Genomic DNA, 12,605 nt, shown 5'->3' with positions numbered 1-12,605 from the left:
GCGATGGTGTGCACCGAGCACGAGATGTTCACCTTGGTAGCGGCATCGCACAGGTCCTGGGCCGCGCCGACCTGGTCTTCGGCGCCGTTGCGAAATTCGTCGTGACCGCCGAGGCCCAGAGCGTTCGCCGGCTGCGGCGGCGGCTGAAATCCACCTGGAAGCAGCTTTTTCATCTGCTCGTCGGAGACCTTCGGGGTGTCTTCGAACCAGCCCGACACCCCGACGTAGGGGCCGTGCTTGGCCATCACGGTCGTCGGGTCGTTGGCGGCCCACTGCGCGGCGTCGCCACCGTAGAGGCGGTCGATGGTCTGCTGTTTCGTGCCCGCGATCGGTCCGTGGTCGCCGGCGATGTCTGCGAATGCGTGGAACAGCTGGGGATGGGTCACGGTGAGATCGACCGCGCAGGTACCGCCCATGGACCACCCCACGATGCCCCAGTTGGCGGGGTCGGGGAAGCCCCCGAACTCGGAGATCACATAGGGGCGTACGTCTTTGGTGAGATGGTCGGCAGCGTTGCCCCGCGGCCCGTTGACGCATTCGGTGTCGTTGTTGAAGCTGCCGCCGGAGTCGACGAAGACGAAGATCGGCGCCTGGCCGCCGTGAGCTTGGGCGTAGCCGTCGATGACTGGCTTGATGTTGCCGCTGCGCATCCAGTCCGCCGGAGTGTTGAACTCACCGCCGATCATCATCACCACCGGCAGTCGCGGCGGCGTGTCACCGGAAAACCAAGCGGGCGGTAGGTAGACGTACTCGCTGCGGTGCTTGAAACCGCTTGCCGTGTCCGGAATGTCGACCTCGACCAGCTTGCCGTTCGACGGGTGGGTGCCTCGGAGCCCGGGCAGACTGCCTGCGTCGACCTGATCGGGCAGCGGGCCGGCCGTCAGACCGCCCCATGCAGCCTGCACGGTGGGGTAGTAGCCGACCCACTGATTCAGCGCCATCAACGCGGCGAACAACGACAACGGGATCGCGAGCACCGACAGGGTGCGTCGCCGCCACCCTGTGCCGCGCCAGCCGAGCGCGGCCACCGCGACCGTGCCCACGAAGACGCCGATCCAGATCCACAGCGTCAGCGGGGCCGGGTCGGAGGCCAGCCCCTCGGAGTCCGTGTACAGCCGCGCCTCCAACGCTCCGAGGACCGCGATGAGAACGCTCACCGGAACCCAGAGCAGGCGCCAGCGTTTGGTCCGCCAGCCCACGACGGCCACCAAGGCGACGACCGTGACGATTTCGATGGTGAGCGGAAACCATCCGCCGAGCAGCGAGACGCCGCTATGGAATGCATGAAAGTCCGGCGGCGGCAATTGCGGTGCGGGCGTGGGTGCCGGCGACGGAATCGGCGGAGGATTGAGCGGCAGCCCGAACACGGTGCTTGCGGTTTCCCTTCTCACCCAGACGATCCGGGCCCGGTGCGTCGGTGCCGCGGGCCGCCTCCACGGTAGAGCCGTCCCGGCCGTAAGCGCACCTGCCGCAGGTCGTAGCGATTTCTGGTACCCGCCACGAGGCTCTTATGAAAATCCTGTGCCTGCCACCAAGGTCAGCGACTTGCGCTCGAGCCGCACCGCAGCTTCGTTTACCCGTAGGTGAAGGAGAACGCCTGCAGCCCCTTGCTCAGGCGTACCTCGAGTTGGCCGCGTTGAATCTGATCGCCGGCCACGATCTGGTGCAAGGTGGGTGGGCCGCTGATCGGGACCGCGGTGGTCTTGCCATCCCGGACCACGGTGACGGTGCCTTCGCCGCCGATTACGAGGTAGACGTTCTTGGCGTTGTAGCTCAGCTCGATGCTGGAGGTCTCGGTACCGGAGGTGGCGCCCTGATAGTCCAGCGTCCAGGGCCCCTGGAAGGCGAACGTGTCGTCCGGCAACGTCGCCGGATAGTCGAAGGTCGAATCGCCCTGGTCGTAGGTTCCGGTGCCGCCGTAGTTACTCGCCTTGCCGACCGACAGATAGGTTTCGGGGGTCAGGCGTGCCTGCGGGGTGGTGTCGGCGAAGTCGCTGGGCGCCGGGAGCTCGACGCCGGGGTTGGCATCGGCGAGCAGTTGGCGGATCAGGCCTTCGGTGCCGTCGTAGTCGCCTTCTCCGAACTTGATGTGTCGGATCGTGCCCGTGGCGTCGATGAGGTACTCGGCGGGCCAGTACCGATTGCGGTAGTTGGTCCACGTCGACAGGTTGTTGTCCAGTGCGACCGGGTAGGTGATGCCGAGGTCCTTCGCGCCGCTCTCGACGTTGGGCAGAACCTTCTCGAACGCGTACTCGGGGCTGTGCACGCCAATGACTTCGAGGCCGGCGTCGTTGTACTTGCCGTACCAGTCGGTGACGTGCGGAATGGCGCGTTGGCAGTTGATGCGGGGGGTAGGCCCAGAAATCGATCAGGACGACCTTGCCGCGCAACTGCTTGAGGTCGAGTCCAGTGTCGCCCGGTGTGTTGAACCAGTGGGTGATGCCCTTGATATCCGGTGCGGTGCCGCAGCTTTCGAGCTTCGCGCCGCCGCCGGTGCAGTTCGACAGGTCCTTGTTCTGATCGTTGACCAGGCCGCCGAGGTTGAGTTTCTCCGCGATCTGCTCAGATCCGCCGACCTTGTCCTGCAGGGCGCTGGTGTAGTCGGGAACGATGCGTTGCAACGTGGCGGGCAGGTTGAAGGCGATCGCGACGGCGAAGACGAGCATCACGACGCCGCCTGCGACGCGGATTTGGCGTTGGCGGCGGCGGAACGCGCCGATGCGCTGGGCGACCCGTTGGCCTGCGAGGGCGAACACCAGCAGTGGCAGCGCAGTCCCGATCGCGAACGACACGGTCAGGACGATGGTGTTGGCGCCGATGGAGCCGGTAGCGCCAGCCAGCACGATGGCGGCGAGGACAGGCCCGGCGCACGGCACGAACAGCACGCCAAGGGCGAGGCCCAGCCCGAACCCGCTGCGGCCTTCACTGGCGTTGAACTGGGGGATGCGGGCGAACGGCTTTTCCAGGATCTGTTCGAACTGCGGGACGATCAGACCGATTCCGATCAGGGTCAGGGCGACGATGCCTGCCCAACGGATCGCGTCTTGCGGCAGGTGCAGCAAGGTCAGCAGTGCGGATCCGGCCAGGGTGACGATGCTGAAACTCAGGACCAGGCCGGCAATCACACGGTACGGGCGCGACGTGTCCGAGATCGGCGGCCTTTCCACGACCGCGGTCGTGGTGCCGCCACCCTGCGCGGTGACTGCCGGTTGCGCCTTGCAGCCGGTTTGTGCGCCGGAGAAGAAGATGACGGGCAGAACGGGCAGGATGCACGGCGAGATGCCGGTGATCAGGCCGCCGAGGAAGCCGATGAGTGCAAGGGTCAACATGATTGGTATTCGGAGCCGACGGCGCCGCGGATCAGTGGCCGTCGGCGAGCACGAGCACCGGCTGGTCGCGGTAGAGGTCCGGATACAACCGCTTGAGATCGTTCACCTTGGGCATGTCGTTGGCCGCGATGTACGGATACGTCGGGTTCGAGTTCAGGAAGTCCTGGTGGTATCGCTCGGCCGGGAAGAACTCGGCCTTCGGCGACACGGTCGTGACGATCGGGCCGGAAAAGACTGCGTCGCGGTTGAGTTGGGCGATGTAGGACTCCGCAACACGCTTCTGCGTATCGTCCTGCGCGAAGATCGCGGATCGGTACTGAGTGCCCACGTCGGGACCCTGACGGTTGAGTTGTGTGGGGTCTTGCACCACCGAGAAGTAGATCCGCAAGAGTTGGCCGAGGGTCACCTCAGTCGGGTCGTAGGTGATGCGCACCGACTCCGCGTGTCCGGTGCTGCCGGTGCTGACCGTGTCGTAGTTCGCCGTCGACTGATCCCCTCCGGCGTAACCGGATTCCGCCTGGGTCACCCCTTTGACGTGCTGGAAGACACCCTGTACGCCCCAGAAGCAGCCACCCGCGAGTACCACCGTCTCGCTTGTGACTCCGGCTGGTGACGGTTCGTCGACATCGGGCGCAGGAACGGCGGTCGACTCCGTCGCAGCGCTCACTGTCTGCATCGCCGGCCGTACACCGATGAACACTGCCACCGCCAAGGCCACCAGTCCGACACCGATCGCCAGGGGTGCCCACCTGTGCCGCTTGACAATTCGCGTTGCGCCCTCGAGATCATTCAGTTCCACGCCGCCAGTGTCCTCCTCATCGAGGCCGTCAACGGCCCCTGCAGGCAGCCGTCACGAATTGTTAAGGCCGGTTGTTACCGACTACTGACGAAACGATCCGACGAGCCGATCGCGGACCCCGCCGGGCCTACTCTCGGAGTATGACCGGCCGGACGCCGCAGCAACCGCGGACGACTCCGACGCGACGACACCTGCTGCTAGGCACGGCATTGCTGGGCGCCCTGGTCGGGTGCGAACCGCTGCGCAACCTCGCCGGGGCCGATACGCCGAAGAACTCGACTGAGACCTTCGAGGTTTCCCATACCGACGCGGAATGGCGGCAGCGGCTGACCCCGGAGCAGTACAACGTCCTGCGCGAGGCAGGCACCGAGACGCCCTTCACCAGCCCGCTCAACGACGAGCACAGGGCGGGCATCTTCGGATGTGCGGGTTGTGGGCTCGACCTCTTCTCGTCCACCACCAAGTTCGATAGCGGCACCGGCTGGCCGAGCTTCTTCAAGGCGATGGATAGCGCCGTACTCGAGCACAGCGACAGCTCCCTGGGCATGGCACGCACCGAAGTGCTCTGCCGCCGCTGCGGCAGCCATCTCGGCCACGTGTTCAACGACGGCCCGCAACCGACGGGCCTCCGCTATTGCATGGACGGCGTGGCGCTCACGTTTCGGCCGGCCGACGTAGAAACCTAGGGCGATCGCAGGATGACGATCGCGGTGTCGATCTTCTTGAAGGAGCTGAACGTCTCTGCGGGAACGCCGAAGACGGCGGACCACGCGCTGGGATGCCAGTGCGGCTCGCGGATGCCTCCGACCTGCAACGTTGAGCGCCGAGATGGAACAGGTGCGTGCCGCATCATCGGTCATTGGCTCTTCCTTGTCAGTGTGATAGCCAGTGCCGCTGGAGATAAGACGGTCGACGCCTGCACCGGTCGCGGCTGCGGCCCCGGCCAGGCCAGCTCCGCCCAAGACTTTGCGACGACTAATCGGCATCATTCCCCCCTCCGTCAATATGCCTCGAAAAGGCATGTCCCCAAAAGTGATTCACTCCAGCACGAACTGCGCTGAGAGCATCACGATGAACACTCTTGTGATTGACGTCGCGCGGCAGCGTGGCGACCCAGCTGACGCCCACGAATCCCCTCTGCGAGCGGTAATCCGTACCTACCGGCCAGCTGCACGCACCGGGCCCCGACGTACGTAACGGACCTAGGCGTCCGCAGCATGCGGCGACGAATACACCGGTACGTAGAAGCGTCGTAGCGTTGGCGACCGTGCGGATCCGTACGGTCGCCAACGGCGTGTTGCGTACGACACCGCACGCTCGACACTGCGGCGGGCCGCAGTCGCCGCGGGGTTGGCTACCAACGCCCCCGCATGGCGCAGGTCGGCTACCAGACCAAATTGTCCATTTTCGGGTGAACTGGCTACAAATCAGCGAATACTCAGCACACACTGCGCCCGCAGCGACCCCACAGAATCGTCCACGAGGAGTGTCCCGCTCCGGCCACTGCCCGCTCAGTGAATGTGACCCCACCCCGGGCCACACAGCCGATGCAAAAGGACGACATCATGACCAGAAGCAACGCCTTACGACGAAGGCCGCACATCATGGCGGCCATCGTGCTAGTCGCCGCGACGGCCACCGTCGCCGGATTCGTGGGCGCGACTGCGCCGGCCAATGCAGCGCCTGACGCCTACATCGCGCTGTCGCTCGGATTCATCAACGAGAATCCCCCCGTCACAATGGCGGGAGGTTCGGCGATAGCAGCCAGTCAGGACCAGGCCGCAACCGCGTCGCTCACCAACTGCGTGAACAACGGCGGCAGCCATTGCGTGAACCAGGTCATTGCCACGAACGCGTGCGCCGCAGCCGCGTCGAACGACTACGGCGAAATGACGGGCGCGTCGGACGCGTCGCTTTCGGTCGCCCAAAGCAAGGCCAAGAACTTGCTGCAGAATCAGCAGGGCGCAAAGGTCATCGTTTCGGGCTGCTCGAATGGGGCATCGCAACCACCGCCGAGCCAGCCGCCCAGCCAGCCTCCTGCGCCAAAGCTGGGACCAACGGTTTCGTTCAATCCGGTCCTGGGCGGTCTGGAGGCTCACATCACCGACCGCAGCGGTGTCGCGTCGCAGTGCACGTACGTGACGGATAACTTCAACCGCAGCTTCGGGTTGCCGGCCAACTCCACGTACGACCTGAGGATCGTCCCGGCCGTTCCCCAGTTCCGGAACTGGAACGTCACCATCACGTGTGACAACGGGACCAGCACGCAGGCCACGACCTACTTCTGAGCAGCACCCGCCAGCCGTCTGCTCACACCCGGCAGTGCGTGAGCAGCGGGCGGTTGCCTTGCGCTCGCGTGTAGTTCGCGGAGGTGGCCGGCGGTACTCGATTTGTAGGTTGATCTGAGGCAAGTTGGTCCTGCGGGAAATGGTCGTGCGACGAGACTGGGGGAGTAGATGGAGCTGTTCGCCTCACAACGGGAGTTCTCCGCGTACGGCCCGTCGCACTTGGTGGTGCTCGGGGTGTTCGTGCTCGGGGCCGCGGCGCTCGTCTGGATCGGCCGCAGGCAGACCGAATCGCAGGCCCGGCTCCTCGGCCGCGTTCTGGCGGTCCTGCTTCTGGCGGTGTTCATCGTCGCGCTGATCTACAAACTGATCCGGCCCACCCTCGACACGTCGGTGCCGCTGCAGTTGTGCGACATCGCGGAACTGACGGCGGCCTACGCCCTGTGGTCGCAGCGGCATTGGGCCTTCGCGCTCGGTTACTACTGGGGCCTCGTCCTCAGCTCGCAAGCGTTGATCACACCGGACATCGGCACGCCAGAGGAAGGCGCGCCAGATTTCCCGCACCATCTCTTCGTCACGTTCTTCGCGCTTCACGTGCTCGTCGTATGGGCGGCCATCTATCTCACGTGGGGGCGTGGGATGCGGCCGCGGTGGCGCGACTACCGCCTCGCGGTCATCGCGACCCTCGTATGGGCGGCGTTCACCTTCACCTTCAACGTGCTCGCGGGAACCAACTACGGCTACCTCAACAGGAAGCCCCCTACCGCGTCACTCCTTGACGTGTTGGGCCCATGGCCGCTGTACGTACTCGCCGAGACTACGATCGTCGTCATCGTGTGGGCCCTCATGACCTGGCCGTGGCAGCGGACACGGCGACGTTCCAACGACCGTCCGCAGGTGGCCTGATCTCGAGGCAGGAAACCCTGACTTACGCGCAACACGGACGACGGGCGGCGAGATGTTAACCGAACGTTTCCCGGTGGTTCGATCCCTCGGGTGGCCGCACGAAGGCACGTGCGCGAGCATCCACTGGTGCCTACGAATCGTTTGAGCACTGCCGGGGAAATCCCTGATACCGGAATTCCGCCGGCAGTGGCCGCCAACATGTCGATGGCCGAGCAGTACGAGTGGCATCGAGCCCATCTCCGTCGCCACCCCGTGTCGAGGCGGAACTTCTTGCGCGGCTCGGCGGCAGCGGCGGCGGTCGCCGCGGTGGGGCTGTCGCCGTTCGGTCGTCGTGCCTATGCCGAGGACGTGCAACTGGCGGTGGCAAACCGGCGGGTCGGCTATGGCAGCGATGCCTCCAGCCAGTTGCGCCTCGCGGCGCAGCTGTCGCGAAACCCGAAGGGCACCAAGGTCTTCCTCGACCACGGGCCGACGCCGGCGCTGGGCGCGAGCGTCGAGGCGGAGGTCCGCAACCTGGTGACCCAGATTCCCGCAGGCGATGGCGGGGTGTTGGGGGCCGAACAGTTCTACGCCCACGCTCCCGTTGACGGCTTGCCTGGCCGCATGCCGCACTTCTATCAATGGCGCACCGCGGACGGATTCATCACCGACGTCCGCTCGGCGACGACCGGGATGCCCAGTGCGCGAGATGCGGTGGGCCCGTTCCGGTTCACGATGATCGGCGACCAGGGCACCGACGAGACACCCCTGTTGCCGCCGGGCCTCACTCCCGGCGACTACGACGACAACTACTACAAGGCCGACAACGATCCCACTGTCCCGCACACCACCAACGTGATGAACCAGATCATCGCGTCCAACCCGGACTTTCACGTGCTCGCGGGCGACATCGCCTACGCGGACCCCGACGGTGCGGGAAAGCCTCCGAAGTTCATGAAGTCGGGCAAGCCTCCTTCCGGCTTCGACAGGTTCAACCCCTTCGTGTGGGACGTCTACTTCGGGTTGATCGAGGCCAGTGCGTCGACGACGCCGTGGATGTTCGCCACCGGCAACCACGACATGGAGGCCGCATACCCGACGCACGGCTACGGCGGGCATCTGGCGCGGATGGACTTTCCCGGCAACGGTCCCGCCAAGTGCCCGTCGGTGTATTCGTTCACGTACGGCGACGTCGCCGTGCTCTCATTGGACGCAAACGACGTCAGCTATGAGATCACCGCCAACACGGGTTACTCGCACGGCGCCCAGAACACTTGGGTGGAGCGCACATTGGCGGCGCACCGCGCGAATCCCGACATCGACTTCATCGTCTGCTTCTTTCACCACTGCGCGTACTCCACCACCGCGTCGCATGCCAGTGACGGTGGAGTACGGGCGGCCTGGACCAAGCTCTTCGATCGGTATCAGGTCGACCTGGTGCTGCAAGGCCACAACCACGTCTTCGAACGCACCGACCCCATCCGGGCCAACACGCCAACGACCGTCGCCGCCGACAACGGGATCGTCTATCCCGAAACCGACGGCACCGTCTATTACACGGTGGGATGCGGTGGGCGGCCGCGGTACGACTTTCAGCCCGGCGAGCTGGAAAGCTACCGCGGGAACGAGCTCGCCGACACCTTCGTGCCCAACAGCTACGTCTGGGATGCCGACGGCGGCAAGCAGGACGAGGCGGTCGGCTGGTCGCGGGTGCGGTTGCGCGGCTATGCCTTCATCCGAGTCGACGTGCGCCCCGGTGTCTTGGTCAGCGAGATGGACGTGGTTGCCGTCGACGAATATGGTCGCGAGTTCGACAAACTCACCTACCGGCGCCAGGTCCGGGCCTAATCTGGGTTTGCTCACAGCAAGTGTGCAGGTTCGGACAGGCAACCATATGGCCAGGAAGTTCCCGAACCAGCAACCTGGGCTGAACTACCTCACCGAGGGCGGCCAGGAAACCGAGATCCTGTACAAGTACGGGTTCGAGCTGCAGCAGTTCGCGATGTTCCCGTTGCTCGACAACCCGCGCGCCGTGACCGAGCTTCGCGGGATGTACGGGCGCTACCTCGACACCGCCGCCCGTCACGGGTTCGGGGTCGTCATGGGCGGGCTGGACTACCGGGCCAGCCCGGACTGGGGTTCGCTGCTCGGCTATTCCCATGAGTCTGCTGTGGATTGGGTCCCCACACCGCCCGTCAACAGCCCTGGTGTCGAAAATGGCGATAGCTACTGCGAACTGTGTCCCACCCCGCACCGCTCATTCCCCGCGACTGCTGAGCAGAACCATCTCGTACTGCGTCACGACGGTCACCATCAGCGCGACACCCGTGATGGTCATGAGCAAACCCAGGATGTGTGATGCAACAAGGGATTTCATTGCACGTCCTACTCGGTCAGATGGTCAGGGGAGGGATGCTGGTGCGGTGTGATCACCGAACGAGGAGTCTCGCGTGCGGCCGCTTCAATCTCCTCGCTGATGGAGCCGCCTGCCGCTCCGCGCTTGCGTGAACGCGTCTTGAACGCCACCCCAACGAGCATGCCCACCAGCACGAGTGCGGCGATGGCGGTGACGACGATCAGAGCGATGGCGTTGGTGTTCATCGGGTGCGACCGCGGATCCAGGTGCGGCGCGCACCGGTCAACCGCACGCTCAGTCCCCGAAGCGCCATTGCGCTGACGTGGATGCCGACGTGGAGCAGGGTGCCGCACGACCCCGACGCGTGATGGCCGAGCATTGGGCCGTCGCGATCAGTTCGCGGGTCCTGATGCCCATGGTTGCGGCGAGCCCAGCGGAGAGGATCGCGATAAGCCCAACGATGACGAGCATTTCGAGGCCTCTGATCCGCTAGTAGACCACCAGTACACGCCTCTTCCCTGGTGATGTCAACACCGTTGACAGATGGGGTTGACACCGATGTGTGGCGAACGGTTACAGTGATCACGCAAGTGGCCGCCGGTGGCCGACGTGGGCGCTGAGGGCAGCGATGGCGTCCTGCTTGACAGACGATTCCCCGGAGGGCATGTGCCTCAACTCAAGCTCGGCGTCATCGGCAGGACCGGCAAGGAGAACGAACGCCGCGTTCCGATCCATCCGCAACATCTCGACCGGATCGATGCCGACCATCGCGCCAACATCTATTTCGAGCGTGGCTACGGGGAGGGCTTCGGCGTCACCGACGCGGAACTGTCGGAGCTGGCGGCCGGAGTGCACTCACGCGAGCAGTTGATCGCGGAGTGCGACGTCATACTGCTGATCAAGCCGGAGGCAAGCGATCTTGCCGAACTTCGCGTCGGCCAGGTGCTGTGGGGCTGGCCGCACTGCGTCCAGGACCGCGACCTGACCGAGCAGGCCATCGAGCGACGCCAAACGCTGATCGCCTTCGAGGCGATGAACCTGTGGGGTGACGACGGCTCGTTCAAATTGCATGTGTTCCACAAGAACAACGAGATTGCCGGCTACTGCTCGGTGCTGCACGCCCTGGAGCTCGTCGGGTCGACGGGCATGTACGGCCGCCGGTTGCGGGCGGCCGTCATCGGGTTCGGCGCCACAGCGCGGGGTGCGGTGACGGCACTGAGCGCACACGGGATCCACGACGTCGACATCTTCACCAACCGCGGTGTGACCGAAGTGGCCTCACCGATTCACTCGGCAGACATCGTCCAGTTCGAGCACGACATGGACCCTGCCGGCGGGGCGTCGATGAGTTTCGCGCTCACCCCAGATGGCCGAGTGCCGCTGGCCCCGTTGCTGGCCGAGCACGACATCATCGTCAACTGCGTGTTACAGGACACCAATGCACCACTGACCTTTCTGGACGAAGACGGGCTCACCGCGTTCCGTGCGGGCAGCCTCATCATCGACGTATCATGCGATGAGGCAATGGGTTTCAGCTGGGCCCGGCCCACCTCGTTCGAGCACCCGACGTTCACCGTCGGCGCCAACATCACCTACTACGCGGTCGATCACAGCCCGTCCTACCTGTGGAACTCCGCGAGCTGGGAGATCAGCGAGGCCCTTCTGCCCTACCTGCCGACGGTGCTCGCCGGGCGCGACGCATGGGAGGCAGACCAGACGGTGTCCCGAGCGGTCGAGATTCTCGACGGGACCATCCGGAACCCCGACATCTTGTCGTTTCAACACCGTGTGCCCGACTACCCACATGCGGGTACCGGCACCCTCTGACCGATGGCGGCGTAATGTCACGAGTATCGGGCAGCTCGGTTTCGAGCGAACATGCCCGACTACGAAGGAAATTCGATGGCCTCCCCAACTCTGCTCCGTTCTCCCTACGACCGACGTGTCGATCTCGTCAAGGACACCATCACCGCTAACTCCAAGCTTGGCGACAAGGCTGCGGCCGAACTGGCCGTGCACGTCCTGCACGCTCTGAGCTCGATCCCCGAGAAGGTGCGCTGAGCGGCGACTCGGCGAAGATCATGACGGTCACCGTGACACTCCCCGGCGGCGGAACCGACGAGTACATGCGGTTCGGCGACGCCTACGTCCAGCACAACGACGGCAGGTTGGACGTGGTACGTACCGGCGCGAAAGTGCCGTACAGCTATGCGTCGGGGGAGTGGACCGACGTAGAGGGCGACCAGTCGAAGTGGAAGAAGAGCCGGTTCTGGGGTTGATCGACCGCGGGCTCACGCCCGCGAACCGATCGACTTAGCGCCTCTTCAGGCGTCTGGAGCGTCGGTGTCGCCGGCCGTCGTCGGCAGCGGCTTGCGCTGGACGTGCTGGCCGGTCACCGCCTGGCACGCCTTGCACGTGTTCACGTACCGGATCACCAGGTGTCCGTCGTCGACGCCGAGGATCTCCTCGGTCGAGATCGAGAACTGGTGATTACAGGCCATACCTGCCTTTTTACCGTGTTTGCCCTGTCGGCAGTGTCAATTTGCTCCGTTTGGCGCCGTCAGGCGACGCGTTGCCCGTGTCCCCCGATCGGGGGACACGGGCTTCATCGGGTGTAGTGGCTGGTTGGCGGACATACACCTTCTTCGTGCTGCGACATAGTTATCTCATCGCCGGAACACACCGGCCGAGAAACTCAAAAGCACACTCACACACGGAGATTGACATGAACACCATCACCCGCCGGATCGCCGCCACCGCCGCCCTGCTCGCCGCCCCCGCCTTGATCGCCCTAGGCACCGCCACCGCCAGCCACGCCGACACCGCGGTCACCACCAACGGCCCCTCGATCAGCGCCCCGGTCCAGCACCCGGCCTTCCCGCACCAGACCAACACCCCCCAGCCCGGCACCTCGGTGCATCACCACCACCAGAACCACAAGTAAGCCCCAC

13 protein-coding genes and 2 pseudogenes are annotated in these 12,605 nt (G+C 65.0%); 9 read left to right on the top strand and 6 right to left on the bottom strand.

What is annotated here, in order from left to right:
* The 3 genes and pseudogenes from QOC69_RS30880 to msrA form a co-directional block, all read right to left on the bottom strand.
* A partial coding sequence (locus tag QOC69_RS30880) for an alpha/beta hydrolase (RefSeq protein ID WP_526446316.1) occupies positions 1 to 1,391 on the bottom strand: 1,391 nt, incomplete at its 3' end.
* A 182-nt stretch (positions 1,392 to 1,573) separates the two neighbouring features.
* Positions 1,574 to 3,329 (bottom strand): annotated as a pseudogene (locus tag QOC69_RS30875) (cytochrome c biogenesis protein DipZ).
* Between the two features lie 31 nt (positions 3,330 to 3,360).
* Positions 3,361 to 4,128: a peptide-methionine (S)-S-oxide reductase MsrA gene (gene msrA / locus QOC69_RS30870; RefSeq protein ID WP_526446315.1), complete on the bottom strand. Its 768-nt coding sequence runs from the start codon at positions 4,126 to 4,128 to the stop codon at positions 3,361 to 3,363.
* A 140-nt stretch (positions 4,129 to 4,268) separates the two neighbouring features.
* Between msrA and msrB the strand changes: the two genes are divergently transcribed.
* Entirely contained in the window at positions 4,269 to 4,814 is a 546-nt protein-coding gene (msrB, locus tag QOC69_RS30865; protein ID WP_526446314.1) for a peptide-methionine (R)-S-oxide reductase MsrB, read from the top strand.
* On the opposite strand, the pseudogene QOC69_RS30860 reads toward msrB, so the two are convergent.
* A pseudogene (locus QOC69_RS30860) lies at positions 4,811 to 5,117 on the bottom strand (twin-arginine translocation signal domain-containing protein). The gene msrB and the pseudogene QOC69_RS30860 sit on opposite strands and share 4 nt — an antisense overlap.
* Positions 5,118 to 5,693: 576 nt before the next feature.
* On the opposite strand from QOC69_RS30860, the gene QOC69_RS30855 reads away from it, so the two are divergent.
* The 4 genes from QOC69_RS30855 to QOC69_RS30840 all read left to right on the top strand — a co-directional run bounded on the left by QOC69_RS30855 (position 5,694) and on the right by QOC69_RS30840 (position 9,657).
* Positions 5,694 to 6,416 (top strand): DUF4189 domain-containing protein, encoded by a 723-nt coding sequence (locus tag QOC69_RS30855; protein ID WP_526446313.1) that lies wholly within the window; start codon positions 5,694 to 5,696, stop codon positions 6,414 to 6,416.
* A 168-nt stretch (positions 6,417 to 6,584) separates the two neighbouring features.
* Entirely contained in the window at positions 6,585 to 7,319 is a 735-nt protein-coding gene (locus tag QOC69_RS30850) for a YwaF family protein (protein ID WP_526446312.1), read from the top strand.
* A 126-nt stretch (positions 7,320 to 7,445) separates the two neighbouring features.
* Positions 7,446 to 9,146 carry a metallophosphoesterase gene (locus QOC69_RS30845; protein ID WP_526446311.1) on the top strand — a complete coding sequence of 567 codons (1,701 nt, stop codon included), beginning with the start codon at positions 7,446 to 7,448 and terminating at the stop codon, positions 9,144 to 9,146.
* A gap of 46 nt (positions 9,147 to 9,192) precedes the next feature.
* Positions 9,193 to 9,657, top strand: coding sequence for a hypothetical protein (locus QOC69_RS30840; protein ID WP_526446310.1), 465 nt, complete (start codon positions 9,193 to 9,195; stop codon positions 9,655 to 9,657).
* Between the two features lie 26 nt (positions 9,658 to 9,683).
* Here QOC69_RS30840 and QOC69_RS30835 read toward each other — a convergent pair whose 3' ends face one another.
* Entirely contained in the window at positions 9,684 to 9,899 is a 216-nt protein-coding gene (locus QOC69_RS30835) for a hypothetical protein (protein ID WP_526446309.1), read from the bottom strand.
* A gap of 421 nt (positions 9,900 to 10,320) precedes the next feature.
* Here QOC69_RS30835 and QOC69_RS30830 point away from each other — a divergent pair, with 421 nt between their 5' ends.
* The 3 genes from QOC69_RS30830 to QOC69_RS30820 all read left to right on the top strand — a co-directional run bounded on the left by QOC69_RS30830 (position 10,321) and on the right by QOC69_RS30820 (position 11,933).
* Complete coding sequence (locus QOC69_RS30830) at positions 10,321 to 11,481, top strand: N(5)-(carboxyethyl)ornithine synthase (protein ID WP_526446308.1); 1,161 nt, start codon at positions 10,321 to 10,323, stop codon at positions 11,479 to 11,481.
* A 75-nt stretch (positions 11,482 to 11,556) separates the two neighbouring features.
* Positions 11,557 to 11,715: a DUF6307 family protein gene (locus QOC69_RS30825; RefSeq protein ID WP_526446307.1), complete on the top strand. Its 159-nt coding sequence runs from the start codon at positions 11,557 to 11,559 to the stop codon at positions 11,713 to 11,715.
* Between the two features lie 20 nt (positions 11,716 to 11,735).
* Positions 11,736 to 11,933 (top strand): hypothetical protein, encoded by a 198-nt coding sequence (locus tag QOC69_RS30820; RefSeq protein WP_526446306.1) that lies wholly within the window; start codon positions 11,736 to 11,738, stop codon positions 11,931 to 11,933.
* A gap of 45 nt (positions 11,934 to 11,978) precedes the next feature.
* Here the strand turns inward: QOC69_RS30820 and QOC69_RS30815 are convergent, their stop codons facing one another.
* Positions 11,979 to 12,155 (bottom strand): hypothetical protein, encoded by a 177-nt coding sequence (locus QOC69_RS30815; protein WP_526446305.1) that lies wholly within the window; start codon positions 12,153 to 12,155, stop codon positions 11,979 to 11,981.
* A 224-nt stretch (positions 12,156 to 12,379) separates the two neighbouring features.
* On the opposite strand from QOC69_RS30815, the gene QOC69_RS30810 reads away from it, so the two are divergent.
* On the top strand, positions 12,380 to 12,598 hold the full coding sequence (locus QOC69_RS30810) for a hypothetical protein (RefSeq protein WP_526446304.1): 219 nt from the start codon (positions 12,380 to 12,382) through the stop codon (positions 12,596 to 12,598).
* Positions 12,599 to 12,605: the final 7 nt, after the last annotated feature.

This window comes from Mycobacterium sp. (assembly GCF_032162105.1).
In the GTDB taxonomy this organism is placed as follows: Bacteria; Actinomycetota; Actinomycetes; order Mycobacteriales; family Mycobacteriaceae; genus Mycobacterium.
Note: the sequence above shows the minus strand (reverse complement) of the source record. Positions and strands in the feature narration are given on the sequence as shown.

Bases quoted from the DNA above. Each gene is read 5' to 3' on its own strand.
- QOC69_RS30815 (WP_526446305.1), bottom strand. From the start codon at position 12,155: ATGGCCTGTAATCACCAGTTCTCGATCTCGACCGAGGAGATCCTCGGC.
- QOC69_RS30835 (WP_526446309.1), bottom strand. From the start codon at position 9,899: ATGAACACCAACGCCATCGCTCTGATCGTCGTCACCGCCATCGCCGCA.
- QOC69_RS30840 (WP_526446310.1), top strand. From the start codon at position 9,193: ATGGCCAGGAAGTTCCCGAACCAGCAACCTGGGCTGAACTACCTCACC.
- QOC69_RS30850 (WP_526446312.1), top strand. From the start codon at position 6,585: ATGGAGCTGTTCGCCTCACAACGGGAGTTCTCCGCGTACGGCCCGTCG.
- msrB (WP_526446314.1), top strand. From the start codon at position 4,269: ATGACCGGCCGGACGCCGCAGCAACCGCGGACGACTCCGACGCGACGA.
- QOC69_RS30820 (WP_526446306.1), top strand. From the start codon at position 11,736: ATGACGGTCACCGTGACACTCCCCGGCGGCGGAACCGACGAGTACATG.
- QOC69_RS30855 (WP_526446313.1), top strand. From the start codon at position 5,694: ATGACCAGAAGCAACGCCTTACGACGAAGGCCGCACATCATGGCGGCC.
- QOC69_RS30825 (WP_526446307.1), top strand. From the start codon at position 11,557: ATGGCCTCCCCAACTCTGCTCCGTTCTCCCTACGACCGACGTGTCGAT.
- QOC69_RS30810 (WP_526446304.1), top strand. From the start codon at position 12,380: ATGAACACCATCACCCGCCGGATCGCCGCCACCGCCGCCCTGCTCGCC.